A 17,993-nucleotide genomic window follows, 5' to 3' on the forward strand; every position below is an offset into this window, starting at 1 on the left:
ACGAATCGGAGCAACGAACAACATTCACAATACAACCACCGCTGCGCTCATCACCCGCCAAGCCTGAGCGGTATATGAACATGCGGTGGCGATTGAGCAACGCCCGTTTAGCCGCAGGCCATCAACACTTTCGCAAGCGTATGCGCAAAAATGTCCGGCTGTTCCATTTGCGGAAAATGCCAGGTGCCAGGCTGTAACCACTCGGTCACACGGGGCGTGCAACGCGCACGTGCAGCATCCCCCACAAGATCACCGTTGATTGCATGAATCGGGCATTGGATATCCGAAAAAGCCGCCTCCGGGGACCAGCGCAACAGGTCAGACCACAGTGGTAACATGGCGTCCTGACGCGCCGCAGCCATATCACTCTCCAGGCTCAGCTTGGCTTGTTCACTCAAATCCGGACCCGCATTGTTGGCAACCAGATTGGCAATGCCGGACGCAAAGTTATCCTGAAAAGGGGTTTCAATCTGGCGCGCAGTATCTTCGTCAAGATCCCCATAGGGAATAACAAAGGTATCCACCAACACCACCGCTTTTATCGGTTTTAACCGGGCCGCCTCCAGGACGACAGCACCGCCCATGGAATGCCCCACCAATACCGGATTGTCGATGCCCTCCAGCGCTGCCACCAACGCCCGTGCCTGCGCCGTCACCGTCCAGGCCGGCAAGGTAACGTCTCGCGCGTCACCATGGCCGGGCAGGTCCACTGCGATCAATCGCGTTCCATCCAGCGCCGAATCCAGTAGTGGCTGCCAGTGCTTGCGGTTGCAGGTCCAGCCATGCACCAGCACCACAGGTTGCGGGCCGTTACCGGCTTCGGTGACTGGCAAAGCCTGTCCATCGTCGATTGTCAGGGTGGATTCCACCGGTTTCTCCTGTTCACGAAATTGTGATCGAGTTTGTTTACATTCAATTTTAAGCCGAAATCGGATAAGTTAGAGGTTCACAAGGGGAACAACAACTCATGACTCAGCCAATCTTGGATGGATTGCTGGGCAACGAGCGTGGGGACCTGCTCGACACCCTGTATGAGGCGCCACAGGCTCCTGATGCCTGGCCGCGTTTCCTTGCGCAAGCCGTCAGCGCGACCCGGTCACGCTCTGCCCGTATGCTGGTGCTTGATCGCCGGGCACAGACCGTGCTGTCCAGCATTAAGCACAACATTGATGACAGTGATCACCAGGCCTATGTGGATCACTACGTGAACGCCTGCCCGTGGCGTCCGGAATTAAAGGACAAGCTCCCCGGCCAGCTGTACTCCACCTTTCTCGATTTTTCCTGTCGGCAAAAGGCCTTCTACAACACCGAATTCTACAATGACTGGGCCCGCACCCAAGGCATCCACCATGGCGTGTGTGGCACCGTCTGGCAGGATGAAGACCATACCGTGCAGCTGTTGATTCAACGCACCCGGGAGCAGGGCCACTACACCCGAGAAGAAACCGACCAGATCAATGACCTGGTCATGCATGTGCGCCGTGCCGTACGGCTGCAGACCCAATTCAGCGCTCTCAAGCACCAGCAGCAGGCCCTGGAGCAGGCTCTGGATATTCAGGCGCAGCCCTTTGCCCTGCTCGATGCACAAGGGACGCTGGTGTATATCAGCCAGGAGGCGGAACAACTGGTGGCCTCGCACCCTCACATGGCGCTGGAAAAACACAGGCTGACCTTCCTGGATTCCCGGCGACAGTGCGCGCTTTTAAAGCAACTGGCCCAAGTCACTCACCCCAATCCGGCCCTGCGAGGCAGCGGCGAGGTCATTGCCATTCCACTCAACAGCCACCTGACAACCCGCTGCCTGGTCTCCCCCATGCACCCCCATGCGGCCCCCAGCGGCTTCAATACTCACCCCACCCCCCTGGCCATTGTCTATTTCCAGGACCCACTGGGCGATATCGATATCGACCTGGACAGCCTGATGCAGCTGTTTGATTTGTCAGAAGCCGAAGCCCGAGTCGCCGCAGGCATTGCCCAGGGCCAGTCGCCACAACAGATTGCCGACAGCCATTTCCTGTCGGTGCATACCGTGCGCACCCAGCTCAAAAGCACCTTTCAGAAAACCGGCACCATGCGCCAGTCCGAGCTGGCCAAGTTAATGCTTACTTCTCCTGCCGCCCGTCGCTGGCGGCGCCCTCCTGTGAGCCTAAGCTGCTCTGCATAGCCTGGCGAGCCACCTGCAAAAACAGATCAAACTGATATGCAAAGCGCCAGTCGGCCCGGCGTAAATCCGCCAATGAGTACCAGCCGATATCACTGATCTCCAGACGGGCAGCCGCCGGTAACGGCAGGGGCGCCTCCTCCGACAAAGACTCTGCGGGCATGCAACGATAGAGATGAAAGCCGTTTTTCATCACCTGCAAACGCTCCCCCACCACAACCCGCACCCCCGTTTCTTCCAGGGTCTCCCGATGCGCCGTGCACTGGGCCAGCTCTTCCGGCTCCAGGGTCCCACCGGGCACCCCCAGCTTGCCGCCCCAGCGATGCGTCAGAAGTAGCACCTTGTCGCCCTCAACAATCAAACACCCGGCATTGGCCCGCCGGTCATCTTCCTGCCCGGGCACGCGGGGGCAATCCGCCAGCAACAGCAGCGGCAGCATTATCAAGGAAAGGGCAATCAGGACACGGTCAATCTTCATCAGCACAGCCTGCCCCGTCACGATGACGGTGTCATGGCATTTTGACGCGGGAAACAGAAGAGCGCTCGCAGCACCAAAATCCTCCTTCTGCCTTCCTTATGCAGACTTCAGATGATCAACGGCAGGCGGTATTCCCGGGTCGCGGCGACCACTTCATCCGGAATAACGATTTCCGTGGCCAGGGGCAGGTGATCCGACAGCAGGCAATCGGTGAGTACCCGGGTGTGGCGGCTTTCCAAATCCGGCGACAACAGGATGTGGTCGATATGCCGGTCTGGCGCCCAACTAGGGTAAGTATTGAGGTTATCGGCCTGCACGGTCTGCAGACCCAACGCTGCCAGCGGCGAATTTTCCAGATGATCCAGGCGACAATTGAAATCGCCCATCATCACCACGTACTTGTAATCCGCCAGCAACCGGGACAGGTAGGACAACTGGGTATTGCGTACCTTTTCACCCAACGCCAAATGCGCCACCACCACCACCAATGGCTGAATCGGGTGGCCGTACTTGATCACAATGGCGCCGCGCCCAGGCAAGCCGGGCAAGCGGTGGTCGGTAATTTCAAACGGCTGGTGCCGGCTGAGAAAGCCGTTACTGAACTGGCCGAGACGGCCGAGATTGCGGTTTAACTGCTGGTGCCAGAAGGGGAAGTCGGCCATGGAGGCAAGGTGCACCAGCTGGTTCATGTTGCGCGAACGCAAACTGCCGCCGTCCACTTCCTGCAGGCCCACCACATCAAAGTGGCTTAGCACTTCGGCGATCTGCTCGATGGTTTCCACGCTGCGCGGATGTGCCACCAGATGCTTCCAGCTGCCGGTGATGTAATCGCCGAATTTCTGGCTGCCGATTCCCGCCTGAATATTGAAGCTCATGAGCTTCACTGTGTCCTGGGGAAGCAATACCTCCCGTGTCTGGCGGGTTTTTCTTACCCCTTGCCTGGCGAAGGAAAAGCCCGCAGGGCGGGCTTTCCAGTCACGGTAGGCTAGCCTGGCACGATCAAGCAGCATTCAGTCTTTCTTTTCTTTGTTCGCCAGATATTCAATCACCGCGAACAACTCTTCGTTGCTTTTCAGGTTCTCACGCAGCACCAGGTATTTACCGTTCACCACGAAGTTCGGAACACCGGGAATTTGATATTTCTTGGTCAACGCATCCGCTTGGCGGATCTTGGTGGAGACACCGAAAGACCCATACAGCTTGTTGAACTCAGCGGGCTCAACATCGTACTTACGGAAGAAGTTGGCCAACGCAGGTTCGTTGAACAGTGGCTCGCGGTGCTTGTGGATCGCGTCGAACAGCGGCGCATGGATTTCCTCTACCAGGCCCAGGGCTTCTTCCACGTAATAAGCGCGGGCCAGCGGCTCGGCATTACGCAGGAACAGCACCGGAGTACGCACATAGTCGATGTACTCAGGCTTTTCATCCAGCCAGGCATGAACCGCAGGCTCCAGGGAATAGCAATGCGGGCAGCCATAGGAAAAGAACTCCCGCACTTCCACCTTGCCAGGATTATCCACGGAACCCGGCACATCCAGAATTTTGTAATGGGTGTCGACCGCAAAACGGGTATGGTCTTCTGCGGCAGCAACTCCGGTTGCCAGCCCCAGGCTCAGCAGCAAAGCCGTCACAATGCGAAACATGCAATCCTCTCCTTTCTTGTTGGTTTCCGTCCACTGTGACAAGCCGGACGGCATTTTTCTCCCTGGTGAGCCCAATCGGCACTCAATCAGAGCCATATCTTTTCATGTTGGCCATAAAAAAGGCAGCCCGCAGGCTGCCTTTTCTACAAACCGTAACCGAACCGCCCTATTTGGACAGCCCGGAGATGAAGCTTGCTACGGCCTTGATCTGGGTATCCGTCATCTTCGCCGCCACCGTCTGCATCATGCCTAGCGCATCGCTGTCCGAGTCATTGGTGCGTTTGATGATGCCGTCGCCCAAGTCGTTACGACCTGCCGCACGGAACGCTTTCAGCTGATCTTCCAGGTATTGGGCGTTCTGACCGGCCAGATGCGGGTACTTGGCCGCATCAATGCCCTGACCTGCCGGGCCATGACAACCGGAGCAGGCTGGAATGCCGTTGGCCATATCGCCACCACGGTAGAGCTGTTCACCCTGCTCCACCCAGTCGGCGCTGGCCTGGCCGGCTTCCGGGGTCAGGCTGGCGTAATAGGCCGCCACATCCTGCATGTCCTGCTCGTTCATGCCGGCCACCTGGCCCTGCATAACGGCATTCTCACGGGTGCCGGACTTGAAATTTTCCAGCTGTTTAACCAGGTACTCTTCCCCCTGGCCAGCCAGTTTCGGGTAAGTCCCGGTAAGGGTCTTGTTACCATCCTGACCGTGACACGCGGCGCAGGGAGCGGCTTTTGCTTTGCCTGCCTCAGCATCACCGGCCGCCATGGCCTGGGTGGCTGCCACAGCAGCAGCCATCAGCACGAACAGTTTGAAAAACTTCATGGCCTATCCTTCAGTACAGCGTCTTATTTGCTTTTGGACATGTACTCAATCAGAGCACGGTATTCTTCGTCACTACAGTCGTTGCACATGCCTTTCGGGGGCATGGCGTTGAACCCTTCCTTGACGTGCTTCACCAGCGTATCCATACCTTTATCCAGGTGTGGCTTCCAGGCGGCTTCATCATGGGAAATCGGCGCCCCAGCAGCACCGGAGGCATGACAGAATGTACAGCTGCTGTTGTAACGCTCCTCTACAGTCGCTGCATTGGCAGCCCCCATAACCAGAACCATTGCAAGACCTGCTACAAAACCCTTCATACCCTACCTCTTCTATGCTGGCGTCGCCGCTGGCGAAGTCCGTTTGCCGTTACCGGCAAACCGTTGTAGAACGTCGGCCGCCCTCAATCCGTTACGCCGCAGCGCGCTATTGAGGGGCAAGCGGCCGGGATTATATACCAGTCCGGTGGGCGCCGTCATATTCCATGTGAAGGGTAGGGGTATAGTCAGGTTAAGTCACGCCCGCACTACCAAAACCGCGGCAATAACAGACGAAATCGCGCATACTCCACGCACTCATTTGCCTCACCGCACGGCTATGCATTGCCAGCCGCATGCCAGACAGCAAGAATAGCCCCCTGACGTGACCCAAAGGCACTTTGCTATGCCCCTGCACCCCATGGAAAAACTGCTCCACCAGGCCCTGTTTCTGCAGAGCGCCCAGCGACTGGACCAATGCCCGCCCGATGAAGGACTGGAAGTGGCCTTTGCCGGGCGCTCCAATGCCGGCAAATCCAGCGCCATCAACCGCCTCACCAGCCAGCGCACCCTGGCGCGGACTTCCAAAACTCCGGGGCGAACCCAACTATTGAACTTCTTCCAGCTCGACGAAGAGCGCCGCCTGGTTGACCTGCCCGGCTATGGCTACGCCAAAGTTGCCAAGAGCACTCGCAATGAGTGGCAACAGCACCTGGACCATTACCTGTCCGAGCGCCAGGCACTGGTGGGCCTAGTGCTGATGATGGACATCCGCCACCCGCTCAAGGACTTCGATCTGCTGATGCTGGAATGGTCCGCCCAGGCGAACATGCCCATCCATATTCTCATGACCAAGGCGGACAAACTGAAATTTGGCGCCGCCAAGTCCACCCTCTTGCAAGTCCAAAAGCAGCTCAAAGACCATCCGGCACCGTTGTCACTGCAATTATTCTCGGCCACCAATGGCACCGGCTGTGACGACGCCTGGGACAAGCTGGGCGAATGGCTGAATGTGGCGACGCCTGACGCCCAGGATTAAGGCCCGATCACGTACAGACAAGCGCCCATAGCCGCATCTGGCCAAGGGGAATCTAGGGGTCTGGGTTTTAACGTCAGGCTTCCAGCGTCGAGCGTCGAGCGTCTGGCTTTCATTCAGGCAAAAAAATCCCCGGCAGCAATCTTGGGGGAAGGGAACGACTGAGCTGCCGGGGAGGCTTGCCACCCTGGCCTCTTTGGGGGAAAAGACCAGGGTTTATACAGCGACGGATTGGTGAGGGTACTGGGGGATCGGGGGTTCCAATCCGTCGCTATGTAGTGAGAGTGCGCTTTTTGGGAAAAAGTTCCAGCCCCCGAAAGTATTTTTCTTCTCAGCTGTCGATCTGCGTCACAAAACTGGCGCGGTACGGCACTCCGCCCTATTCCAATGCAGACTCGCCCCACGCCACACACGCAGAAAAAGCGTCTATCTCGCTGATCACTAACAGGTAATTGGCAGGGAAGTGGAACTGGCACAGCGCTTGCTTATTCTTTAGTCAACAGGCCGAATAACCTGTGGCCGGCAGAAATGTCGCGCAAAAAAAATCCCTGGCAGCAATCTTGGGGGAAGGGAACGACTGCGCTGCCAGGGAGGCTTGCCGCCCTGATTTCGGGGGAGAAATCAGGGACTCCAAAATACTACGGATCAGCGAGGGTACTGGGGGATCGGGGGTGCCAATCCGTAGCTATTCATTAGGACCGCCGCTTTTTTCGGAAAGTTCCAGGCGGTTTTATCTTTTACAAATTTTACGATCGAATAAACCGCAAGCTTCAAGCTGCAACACGATTAAGGCTGCAGCAAACTGACTCCCTCACCTCCGCGATTCCCGCATACAAACCCGACGTAAAATCGCGGGCACGGCTTTTCCGCATCGCCCTGCCAGTTCCGCGTTGCAGCTTGTTGCTTGGAGCTTGCCGCTTTTACTGCTTCCAAGGCTCTCCCCGTGTGCCTTTCATCCGCTTCAACTGCCGGTGCATGGCGGCCTTGGCGAGCATGTGCGCGGACACCGGCGCGGTAATGAACAGGAACAGGGTGATCAGCACCTCATGCAATTGCAGCCCACGCTCCTGCCAGGAAAAGAACAGCAGCGACGCCACGATAGTGCCGCCCACCCCAAGAGTGGTGGCCTTGGTGGGGCCATGCAGCCGGGTATAAAAATCCGGCAGCCGCGCCAGCCCAATGGACCCCACCAGCGCAAACACCCCACCAATAATCACACTGGCTGACACCAGCCATTCAATCAGAGAATCCATTAACACCTCGCTTGCAGGCCACACGCATCACGCAACAACGCGGCCGCTGCAACCAATCCATCACGCATTTTCCCCGCGCGGAAACGTCCAACCATTCCGCGCGAAACACCAAAACATCCAGACCTGCCCCCCCCTTCTCGCGCTGTTGCGTGAAGCGTGAAGCCTGTTGCGTCTACTCAATAATATCCCCGCGGGTGACGTATTTCGCCACGGCCACGGTGCTAACGAAACCGATCAGGGCGATCAGCATGGCGGCTTCAAAATAGAGTTTGCTGTCCACCTGGATACCGTACACCACGATCAGTGCAATGCTGTTGATGTACATGGTATCCAGCGCCAGTACCCGATCCGGTAGCGACGGGCCGATAATCAGCCGGTACAGATTCAGTACCCAAGCCAGGGTAATCAGTGCCAATGCAATGGAAATGGCCGTCTCTAGCATTCGAAAATCTCCTTCAACGGCCGCTCGTAGCGCTGTTTGATCTCCGCCACCAACGCCGCCGCATCATCCACATCCAGGCCGTGCACCAGCAAGGTTCTGCGATCCGGGCTCACATCCGCCGACACGGTGCCCGGGGTCAGCGAAATAGTGCTGGCCAGCAGGGCAATGGCAAAATCGTCTTCCAGCTCCAGCGGTAGCTCCACAAAGCCCGGCCGTATGGAACGCAGCGGCCCCAGCACTTTAATGGCCACGGACACGTTCGCCACCACAATGTCGTACAGCACCACCACCACGAAACCGAGCAACCGCGGCAGGTTGCGAATGCGCGGCACATTCGGCCAGAACGGCCGGGTCCCCAACGGCAACAGCACAGCAAGAATGGCACCCAGCACCGCATGGCCCGCGGTGAAACCGCTGAGCAGCATCCAGGCAAACCATAGAATCAGGCTCAGGCTGGGATACGGCAACACCCGATAGAACAGCTTCATGCGCCACCTCCCAGCACCGCAGACAGATACAGATCCGGAGTGCGCAACTGGTCAGCCACCGCCGTGGTCAGCTGCAACAGCGGTTCGGCATACACTGCCATCAACGGACTCAACACCAGCAGCCACAGCACCGCCACCAGATGCCGGCGCGCCGGCCGCAGGCCGCTGCCTTCCCCGGTAGTGCGCCAGAACAAGGTAGACCCCGCCCGGCTCATGGCGATCAGGCCACACAGGCCCGCCACCAACAGCAACACCCAGTAGGACGTGTCCGGCACACTGCGCAGTAAGGCCACCTTGCCCACAAAGCCAGATAACGGCGGCAACCCCACCACAGCAATGGCCGCCACGAAGAACAGCACTGACAACCGCCCGCCATTCAGAATCGCCGGGCCAATCTGCAAGTGGTCAGCCACCTCGCCACGGCCCCGGGCAATCAGGTCCGTCAGCAGGAACAGGCCACCGCAAATCAGGGTGGAATGGAGCAGGTAATACAACGCCGGGCCCAGTGCCTCCAGCTGTCCGAAGGCCAGCGCGGCCACCAGTGTGCCTACCGACATCACCACCAGATAAGACACCAACGTGCCCAGCCGCTTCGCCCCCAGCACGCCAATACAGGCCAGCCCCAGTGTCACCAGGGCCAGCCACCACAGTGCCGCCTGCCCCAGCCCCGCAAAGGGGCCATCGGCAAAGGCCAGAGCGTACACCCGCACCATGGCGTAGAAGCCCACCTTGGTCATGATCGCGAACAGCGCCGCAACCCCGGCCGTCGCCCCGGCATAGGCCGCCGGCAACCAGAAATACAGTGGGAACAGGGCGGCTTTGAGGCCAAACACCACCCACAGCATCAACACCGCAATGCTCAGCAAGGTGGCGTCCGTTCCTGTGAGCTCTTGCGCCTTCACGGCGAAGTCAGCCATGTTCAAGGTGCCGGTGGTGCCGTAGACCAGGCCCAGGGCGATCAGGAACAGCGCCGAGCCCACCAGGTTAAGCACCACATAATGCAGCCCCGCTTTCACCCGCTCCGGGCCACGCCCATGCAGTGCCAGCCCGTAGGAGGCAATCAGCAACACCTCGAAGAACACGAAGAGGTTGAACAGGTCGCCAGTCAGAAAAGCACCGTTGATCCCCATCAGCTGGAACTGGAACAGGGCATGGAAATTGGCGCCCCTGCGATCATCACCGCAGCAGGCATACAGCAGGGCCGGGAAGGCCAGAACTGCGGTCAGCACCAGCATCAGGGCGCTGAGCTTATCCAGCACCAGCACGATGCCGAATGGCGCCTGCCAGTTACCCAGCGCATAAACGGTGATCTCACCGCTCCAGGCCTGATCGCCCAGAAAAATGGCCACCGCCAACATCGCCGCACAGGACAACAAGCCGGTTATCCGCCGCAACCGGTGGCGCTCACGCACCTCCAGCAATAACAGCATGCCCGCCAAGGCGGGAATCAGTACCGGCGCAATAATCCAGTGATTCATGAGCGGCCTCCGTCATCCGGCTTGCCGTCCACATGGTCGTTATGCAGCTCGCCCTGGCTACGCAGCGCCAGCACCACCAGAAAGGCGGTCATGGCGAAGCCGATCACGATGGCCGTGAGCACCAGCGCCTGGGGCAAGGGGTCGGTGGGGTCCGGGCTCATGCCCACGACTGCCACCTGATTCATCTTCAGCCCGCCCATGGAGAACAAAAACACATTCACACCGTAACTCAGCAACGTAAGGCCCATGACCACCGGGAAGGTCCGCGCACGCAGGCACAGGTACACTCCAGACGCCACCAACACACCAATGATGATTGCTACCAGCAGTTCCATCAGGCGTTCTCCCTCTTGTCATCCAGCAACGACAGCTTGCCCAGATTGGCCAGCATCAACAGCGTTGAGCCCACCACGGTGAGAAACACCCCGGTGTCGAACAGCATGGCCGTGGCCAGCTCAAACTTGCCGATCAGCGGCAGCGACACATAGGTGAACGAACTGGTCAGGAAGGGGTAGCCAAAGACCCAGCTACCCACCCCGGTCAGCCCGGCTAGCAATACCCCCAGCGCCACCACCGGGTGATAATCCCCGGGCATGCGGCTATGCACCCAGCCCACCCCGGACGCAACGTATTGCAGCACCAGCGCCACCGAAGTAATCAACCCGGCCACGAAACCGCCACCGGGCAGGTTGTGGCCACGCAGGAAGATGTACACCGCGATCAGCAGCGCCAACGGCAACAGCGGCCGGGAGATTGTCACCAGCACCAGCGGGTGGGCATCTTTTGCCCAAGGCCGCCCCAATGAATCGTACTTGGCGGACGCCAGGTTCAGATCGTTGAGCAGGGCATAAATGCCCATGGCAGCGATCCCCAGCACGGTGATTTCACCAAAGGTATCGAAGCCGCGGAAGTCCACTAGAATCACATTGACCACATTGGTGCCACCGCCGCCGGACTTGCTGTTGTCCATAAAGAACTGGCTGATGGTTGTGGTCTCGCCAGTCATCACCAAGAAGGCCAACACCGCCGCTCCGGCGCCAACGATCAGCGCCAGCAGCACATCGCGCACCACCCGTATCGACGACGACTCCACCTTGGTGCGCACCGGCAGAAAATACATGGCCAGCATCAGCAGCAGCATGGTAACCACTTCCACAGACAGCTGCGTCAGCGCCAAGTCCGGCGCGGAGAAGCGCACAAACAGCAGCGACACCATCAATCCCACCACGCTCAGCGACATGATTGAGGTCATCCGGTGGCGATGCAGGACAGTGGTCAGCAAAGCGCCGGCCACCAGCATGGCGGTACACAGAATCGCCACGCCATCCATGGGCAGCATGCCCACATCCAGGCTTAGCGCCGGCAAGTGCCACATCTGGGTGAGCAAAATCACCGCCACCAGCGCCACACCCCAAGCCACATAACTCTGCAACGAGCCATTCTGCAGCCGCCCGGTAATGGCACTGGCCACCCGGCCCAGCTGCTGAATGCGCCCTTCAAACACCAGCTTGGCGTCCACCTCCGGCAGGCGCGCCCACAGATCGAACAGCCGGCGGCGCTGGGAGTAAACAAAGATGCCACCGAACAGCGCCACAAAACTCATCATCAGCGGCAGGTTAAAGCCGTGCCAAATAGCCAGGTGGTATTCCGGCAGCTCACCGCCCAGGGTCGCGGTGGCCGCCACGGCCAGCAGCCCGGCCACGGTGATCGCCGGGAACACACCCACCGCAACACACAGCGCCACCAGAATCTCCACCGGCACCTTCATATAGCGCGGCGGTTCATGGGGCGGGTATTTGGGCAAGTTGATCGGCTCGCCATTGAAGAACACGTCGTGGATAAAGCGCGCCGAATAGGCCACCGAGAACACCCCGCCCAGGGTGGCGCCCAACGGCAGCAACCAGCTCAGCGCGCCCAGCTGCTCGGACTGCAGCGTCTCGGTAAAAAACATTTCCTTGGACAGGAACCCGTTCAGCAACGGCACCCCGGCCATGGCCGCCGAGGCCACCATAGCCAGCACCGCCGTATACGGCATGTACTTCCACAGGCCGTTGATACGGCGCATGTCACGGGTGCCTGTTTCGTGGTCAATAATCCCCGCCGCCATAAACAGGCTGGCCTTGAAGGTGGCGTGGTTGATGATGTGAAACACCGCCGCCACCGCCGCCAGCTGACTGTTCAGGCCGAACAGCAGGGTAATCAGGCCCAGGTGGCTAATCGTCGAATAGGCCAGCAGGCCTTTCAGGTCGTGCTGGAACAGGGCCGCCGCCGCACCCCATAGCAGGGTCGCCATACCCGCCAGGGTGACAATCTCGAACCACAAATCGGTGCCCGCCAGCGCCGGGTACAGGCGCGCCAGCAGAAATACCCCGGCCTTCACCATGGTGGCCGAGTGCAGGTAGGCGCTCACCGGTGTGGGCGCTGCCATGGCATGGGGCAGCCAGAAATGGAACGGGAACTGGGCGCTCTTGGTAAAGGCGCCCAGCAATACTAGGCAAAGAATCAGCGGGTACAGCTCGCTACCGCGAATCAGGTCACCGTTGGCCAGCACCTCGGTGAGCGAGAACGAGCCCACCACATTGCCGATCAGCAACACCCCGGCCAACAGCGCCAGGCCACCCATGCCGGTCACCGTCATCGCCATGCGCGCGCCTTTGCGGGCCTCGGTCTTGTGCCCCCAAAAGCCGATCAGCAGGAAGGAGCTAAGGCTGGTCAGTTCCCAGAACACCACCAGTAACAGCAGGTTATCGCTGGTCACCACCCCTAGCATGGCGCCCATAAAGAGCAGCAGGTACGCATAAAAGCGCCCCGCTTTTTCCTTGGCGGACAGGTAATAGCGGGCGTAGAGAATCACCAGCAGGCCGATGCCCAGCACCAGCAAGGCAAACAGCAGCGCCAACCCGTCCAGGCGGAACGCCAGCGACAGATCCAGCGACGGGATCCAGGTCAGGGTGCTGTGCAGGGTCTCCCCGGCAAACACTTTCCGGGCCGGGTTGAACAGCAGCGCCAGCGCCAGCGCCGGCAGCGCCGCCGCCCCACAGGCCAGCAAGGTGCGGTTCCCCGTTACGCGCTCCACCAACGGCGGCAGGAACGCGCCCAGAAAGGGCAACATCACCACAAAGGCAAGATTCATAGTCAATCCGTTGTCATTGTCACAAGGGCGGCAACCCGCCCGTTAGCTTGAACAGGGTGAACTAGAAAGACAATAACAACGGCGGATCAGGAAAATACGGGCGATGCCCCCGGCGCGGGCACTGGGACAGGATGATGCGGCAGGGCTGTACCAGAAATGGCGTCATGGCATCCGTATCAAAAGAAAGGAGGCCGGCAGTATGCCATGGGTGGAAGGTGGGTGCGATATCAGGGCAGCCGTGAGTTCAAAGTGTAAAGTTGAAACGCGGTCTAGGGATGGGGGAGGCTGCCCCGCCATGCCCGCGATTACCGGTAATGGCGCGGGCACAGCCCAGAAAAACCCTGAGAGCCTCGCTCGCGCTTTTGAACTTTACACTTTGAACTTTCAACTCGCCCCACCCCGCCCTGCCGAAACCCGCCATTTCCGCTACACTCTCCCCATCATTCAGTCAGCAGAAGTCGAGCCCCATGTCCGCAGCCGAAAAACCCATCATTCTGGTCGATGGTTCCTCCTACCTGTATCGCGCCTTTCACGCCCTGCCGCCGCTCACCACCTCCAGCGGCCAACCCACCGGGGCGGTGCGCGGGGTCGCGTCCATGCTGCGCAAGCTGATCAAGGACTACGACCCGCAATACATGGCGGTGATCTTTGACGCCAAGGGCAAGACCTTCCGCGACGAGCTGTTTGAAGAGTACAAATCCAACCGCCCACCCATGCCCGACGACCTGCGCGCACAGGTGCAGCCCCTGCACGATCTGATCCGCGCCATGGGCCTGCCGCTAATCATCGAAGACGGCGTGGAAGCGGACGACGTGATCGGCACCTTCGCGCGCATCTTCGGCGAGCAGGGCGCACCGGTGCTGATCTCCACCGGCGACAAGGACATGGCCCAGCTGGTCACCGACAAGGTCACCCTGATCAACACCATGAACAACGCCCTCTACGACATCGACGGCGTGAAACAGAAATTCGGCGTGGGCCCGGAGCTAATCATCGATTTCCTCGCCCTCATGGGCGACAAGGTGGACAACATTCCCGGCGTCCCCGGCGTGGGTGAAAAAACCGCCCTGGGCCTGATACAGGGGCTCGGCTCCCTGGAAGACATCTACGCCAACCTGGACAAGGTCGCCGAGCTCAGCTTCCGGGGCGCCAAGACCATGGCCAAAAAGCTGGAAGAACACAAAGAGATGGCCTTCCTCTCCTACCAGCTGGCCACCATCAAGCTGGACTGCGAACTCAGCGAAGACCTCAACGACCTGAAACTCGGTGAGCCGGACAACGAATCCCTGGCCCGCCATTTCAAGGAACTGGAGTTCAAGGGCTGGTTGAGCGAAGTGCTGTCCGGCGCCGACGCCAGCGTGGTGGCCGCCGCCGAGGAAGCCGGTAACGACGAAACCGCCGCCGGCTTCAGCCGCGACGCCTACGACATTGTCTATAGCGAAACCATGCTGGATAAATGGCTGGATAAACTGAAAGCCGCCGGCGAATTCGCCTTCGATACCGAAACCACCAGCCTTAACTATATGAACGCCGAACTAGTGGGCTTCGCCGTCGCCGTGGAAGACAAGGCCGCCTATATCCCCTTTGGGCACAACTATCCCGGCGCCCCGGACCAGATCGGCAAACAACGGGTGATGGACAAGTTCAAGCCGTTGCTCGAAGACGACAGCCTCAAGAAAATCGGCCAGAACCTGAAATACGACATGAGCGTGCTCGCCGAAGACGCCGGCATCACCCTGCGTGGCGTGGCCTTCGACACCATGCTGGAATCCTACGTGCTCGATTCCGTGGCCACCCGCCACGACATGGATTCCCTGTCTCTCAAATACCTGGGCCGCAAGACCATCAGTTTTGAAGACATTGCCGGCAAGGGCGCCAAGCAACTCACCTTCAACCAGGTGGGTCTGCACGAAGCCAGCCCCTACGCCGCCGAAGATGCCGACGTGACCCTGCGCCTGCACCAGACCCTGTGGCCGAAACTGGAACAGGAAGGCGGCCTGCCCGACGTGTTCCGCGACATTGAACTGCCGCTAGTCACCGTACTCAGCCGCATCGAGCGCAACGGCACCTACGTGGACGCCACCCTGCTCAAACACCAGAGCCAGTTCCTGGCCAAGCGTATGGCCGAACTGCAGGAAAAGGCCTTCGAGATCGCCGGCCAGGAATTCAATCTCGCCAGCCCCAAGCAGCTGGGCGAAATCCTCTACGAAAAACTGGAAATACCGGTCATCAAGAAAACCCCCAAGGGCGCCCCTTCCACCGCCGAAGCGGTACTGCAGGAACTGGCCCTGGAGTACCCCCTACCCCAGGTAATCATGGATTACCGCGGCGTGGCCAAACTGAAGAACACCTACACCGACAAGCTGCCGGAGCTGATCAACCAGCGCACCGGCCGCGTGCACACTTCCTATCATCAGGCGGTGACCGCTACCGGGCGTCTGTCTTCCAGTGACCCGAACCTGCAAAACATCCCGGTGCGTAGCGAAGAAGGCCGCAAGATTCGCCAGGCCTTTTTAGCTCCCAAAGGAAAGAAAATTGTCGCCTGCGATTACTCACAAATCGAACTGCGCATCATGGCGCACCTGAGTGACGACAAAGGCCTCACTGACGCTTTCGCAAAAGGCCTGGATATCCACCGCGCCACCGCCGCCGAAGTGTGGGGAAAAACGCTTGATGAAGTGAGCGACAACGACCGCCGCAACGCCAAGGCCATCAACTTCGGCCTGATCTATGGCATGAGCGCCTTCGGCCTGGCCAAGCAGCTCGGCCTGCCGCGCAAAGAAGCCCAGGAATACATCGAGCTGTACTTCGAGCGTTACCCCGGCGTGAAAAAATACATGGAAGACACCCGCGCCCTGGCCGCCGATAACGGCTACGTGGAAACCGTCTACGGTCGCCGCCTTTACCTGCCGGAAATCCACAGCAAAAACGGCCAACGCCGCCAGGCCGCCGAACGCGCCGCCATCAACGCCCCCATGCAGGGCACCGCCGCGGACATCATCAAGAAAGCCATGATCAAAGTGCACGACTGGCTGGAGACAACGGATTTCGACGCCAAGATGATCATGCAGGTACACGATGAACTGGTGTTTGAAGTGGCCGAGGATCAGGTGGACGATCTGGTTAAAGAAGTGAAGGAGCGTATGGAGTCAGCGGCGGCGTTGAAGGTGCCGTTGATTGTGGATGCGGGAGTTGGGGAGAATTGGGAAGAGGCGCATTGAGCGCCTCTTTTAATCTGGATCAGGAATAACGCGCTTCCCTCATCCCGCTATACAATCCGGAAATCCGGATTCAGATTCTGGGTTAGCTAACCCTTAGCAGGAACTCTTTGACCCACCACAATCCCAATCCCGCTTGCTATCTTTGTCGGATGCGCGCGAGTCCACCCCGCGATCTTGCAAGGCATCGGCGCTGCAATATTCATAAACGGCATTTTCGCCTGCCCCCCACCCCCAGCAATTGGCAGCAATCGGGAAACAGCGCTGGCGCATATTATAAAGGGTATCCCCCGGATACTGAGCCCTCTTTCCCTCCACGCACGCATTAACATCCTTAGCCGGTTCTGCGTAGGCGGACGGGGCGAAGGCTGTCATTAGCAACAATACGAGTCCTGGTTTTGTCTTCATAAAAACCGTCCCTTTAAATTTTCTTGATAAAAGATGATTTCAACGCTCGGCAGGCAGCAGAAGTCCATCTTCTCCATGATTCCTAAGGATTGATGCCGGCAGCATGGATCTCGTCACCCCACATTTTCCCAGTCGGCATTCATGCCATCGTTCAAGATTCACTAATTGCAGCAAAAAAGGCATACCTCATATGAGGTATTTCACTCTTGCCGATGCATTAACCAGCAATTACAGATTGATGCATTATTTATGACAGCATATTCTTTGCACTCAAAATCATACTGGGGAACACAATGAAAACGGATTTCAATAAGATCATTTCTGTACTGGCTATTTCGGCGTTACCGGCTTTTGCCATGGCAGACAATGCTTTTTCTGGCTTTCAAGTAGGGGCAGCTCTGGGTTATGAAGATGTCAGCATGGATTGGAAAGCTGACTCCTTCCTCGCTCCAAGCCTTCCACCCACAACAATTTCGCCCACCGGCGACGATTCAGAATCACTGGACGACTCTGCGTTCGCTTATGGCGTATTTGCTGGCTATAACTTCGCCATTAATGAAAAATGGATCATTGGCGCCGAGCTGGCGTTCCAAGACAGTGATATCAGCGACTCCCTGGATTCTATCCCCGGCTTTGGCCCCAACGACACCAGCGCTAAAGTTCAGGTCAACGCTAGCTATCTGCTTGGCGTGAAAGGTGGCTACCTCATTAATGAATCATTAATGGCTTACAGCACCCTCAGCGCGACGCTAACCGAAGTCGAGTCCTCTAGCGCTTGCCCTTCTGACGGCTCTTTGTGCAACCCCTTCTCTCCGGCAAGATCCGGCAAGGATGATGACGACATCAGCGGCTGGGCGTTAGCCTTCGGCGTTGAAAAATCGCTCACCGACAAGCTGTCTGTCCGTGCGGAATACCGCTACGCAGAACTGGGCACCGCCGAGCTGACCGCGCTCGACATGGAACCCGGCGAAGCTGTCGGCGCTGACTTTGATGTTGATGTGAAAAGCCAAACTCTCCAAATTGGTGCGGCTTACAAGTTCTAAGGTTTGTGTGCGCAGGCCGAGCCTGCGCACACTTCCTCATGTCGCCTCAGCCCCGATCACCGCAACACCTCAATTTTAGCCAATCGATACCCCTCCACCTCACCCCCGCTCCAAAAACTCCACCATCATGCGGTAGCT

16 protein-coding genes are annotated in these 17,993 nt (G+C 58.7%); 4 read left to right on the forward strand and 12 right to left on the reverse strand.

Features of this window, described 5'->3' with window-relative positions:
• Window positions 1-107: 107 nt before the first annotated feature.
• A complete protein-coding gene (locus tag ABNH18_RS16475) occupies window positions 108-869 on the reverse strand; it encodes an alpha/beta fold hydrolase (RefSeq protein ID WP_349383881.1) in 762 nt (253 codons plus the stop codon).
• A 98-nt stretch (window positions 870-967) separates the two neighbouring features.
• Here ABNH18_RS16475 and ABNH18_RS16480 point away from each other — a divergent pair, with 98 nt between their 5' ends.
• Window positions 968-2,164, forward strand: a complete 1,197-nt coding sequence (locus tag ABNH18_RS16480; RefSeq protein ID WP_349383882.1) for a helix-turn-helix transcriptional regulator — start codon at window positions 968-970, stop codon at window positions 2,162-2,164.
• On the opposite strand, the gene ABNH18_RS16485 is transcribed toward ABNH18_RS16480, so the two are convergent.
• The 5 genes from ABNH18_RS16485 to ABNH18_RS16505 form a co-directional block, all read right to left on the reverse strand.
• A complete protein-coding gene (locus ABNH18_RS16485; RefSeq protein WP_349383883.1) occupies window positions 2,103-2,639 on the reverse strand; it encodes an NUDIX hydrolase in 537 nt (178 codons plus the stop codon). The two genes, ABNH18_RS16480 and ABNH18_RS16485, sit on opposite strands and share 62 nt — an antisense overlap.
• Before the next feature lie 107 nt (window positions 2,640-2,746).
• A complete protein-coding gene (locus ABNH18_RS16490) occupies window positions 2,747-3,649 on the reverse strand; it encodes an endonuclease/exonuclease/phosphatase family protein (RefSeq protein ID WP_349383884.1) in 903 nt (300 codons plus the stop codon).
• The gene (locus tag ABNH18_RS16495; protein WP_349383885.1) at window positions 3,650-4,282 is read right to left on the reverse strand and encodes a thiol:disulfide interchange protein DsbA/DsbL; all 633 of its coding nucleotides are present in this window, start codon (window positions 4,280-4,282) and stop codon (window positions 3,650-3,652) included.
• Window positions 4,283-4,448: 166 nt separating this feature from the next.
• On the reverse strand, window positions 4,449-5,102 hold the full coding sequence (locus tag ABNH18_RS16500; RefSeq protein WP_349383886.1) for a c-type cytochrome: 654 nt from the start codon (window positions 5,100-5,102) through the stop codon (window positions 4,449-4,451).
• Window positions 5,103-5,125: 23 nt separating this feature from the next.
• Entirely contained in the window at window positions 5,126-5,419 is a 294-nt protein-coding gene (locus ABNH18_RS16505; RefSeq protein ID WP_349383887.1) for a c-type cytochrome, read from the reverse strand.
• A 343-nt stretch (window positions 5,420-5,762) separates the two neighbouring features.
• On the opposite strand from ABNH18_RS16505, the gene yihA reads away from it, so the two are divergent.
• A complete protein-coding gene (yihA, locus tag ABNH18_RS16510; RefSeq protein WP_349383888.1) occupies window positions 5,763-6,395 on the forward strand; it encodes a ribosome biogenesis GTP-binding protein YihA/YsxC in 633 nt (210 codons plus the stop codon).
• Between the two features lie 917 nt (window positions 6,396-7,312).
• Here yihA and ABNH18_RS16515 read toward each other — a convergent pair.
• The 6 genes from ABNH18_RS16515 to ABNH18_RS16540 form a co-directional block, all read right to left on the reverse strand.
• Entirely contained in the window at window positions 7,313-7,645 is a 333-nt protein-coding gene (locus ABNH18_RS16515) for a Na+/H+ antiporter subunit G (RefSeq protein WP_039927428.1), read from the reverse strand.
• A 172-nt stretch (window positions 7,646-7,817) separates the two neighbouring features.
• Window positions 7,818-8,087: a K+/H+ antiporter subunit F gene (locus ABNH18_RS16520; protein ID WP_349383889.1), complete on the reverse strand. Its 270-nt coding sequence runs from the start codon at window positions 8,085-8,087 to the stop codon at window positions 7,818-7,820.
• On the reverse strand, window positions 8,081-8,575 hold the full coding sequence (locus ABNH18_RS16525; protein ID WP_349383890.1) for a Na+/H+ antiporter subunit E: 495 nt from the start codon (window positions 8,573-8,575) through the stop codon (window positions 8,081-8,083). Before ABNH18_RS16525 ends, ABNH18_RS16520 begins: the two co-directional genes overlap by 7 nt.
• The gene (locus ABNH18_RS16530) at window positions 8,572-10,053 is read right to left on the reverse strand and encodes a monovalent cation/H+ antiporter subunit D (RefSeq protein ID WP_349383891.1); all 1,482 of its coding nucleotides are present in this window, start codon (window positions 10,051-10,053) and stop codon (window positions 8,572-8,574) included. Before ABNH18_RS16530 ends, ABNH18_RS16525 begins: the two co-directional genes overlap by 4 nt.
• Window positions 10,050-10,388: a Na+/H+ antiporter subunit C gene (locus tag ABNH18_RS16535; RefSeq protein ID WP_349383892.1), complete on the reverse strand. Its 339-nt coding sequence runs from the start codon at window positions 10,386-10,388 to the stop codon at window positions 10,050-10,052. Before ABNH18_RS16535 ends, ABNH18_RS16530 begins: the two co-directional genes overlap by 4 nt.
• Window positions 10,388-13,186 carry a monovalent cation/H+ antiporter subunit A gene (locus tag ABNH18_RS16540; RefSeq protein ID WP_349383893.1) on the reverse strand — a complete coding sequence of 933 codons (2,799 nt, stop codon included), beginning with the start codon at window positions 13,184-13,186 and terminating at the stop codon, window positions 10,388-10,390. Before ABNH18_RS16540 ends, ABNH18_RS16535 begins: the two co-directional genes overlap by 1 nt.
• 467 nt (window positions 13,187-13,653) lie before the next feature.
• Between ABNH18_RS16540 and polA the strand changes: the two genes are divergently transcribed.
• On the forward strand, window positions 13,654-16,407 hold the full coding sequence (gene polA, locus ABNH18_RS16545) for a DNA polymerase I (protein WP_349383894.1): 2,754 nt from the start codon (window positions 13,654-13,656) through the stop codon (window positions 16,405-16,407).
• Between the two features lie 698 nt (window positions 16,408-17,105).
• Entirely contained in the window at window positions 17,106-17,855 is a 750-nt protein-coding gene (locus ABNH18_RS16550; protein ID WP_349383895.1) for an outer membrane protein, read from the forward strand.
• The last annotated feature ends 138 nt before the right edge of the window (window positions 17,856-17,993 follow it).

It is taken from the genome of Alcanivorax sp., assembly GCF_040118815.1.
GTDB lineage: Bacteria > Pseudomonadota > Gammaproteobacteria > Pseudomonadales > Alcanivoracaceae > Alcanivorax.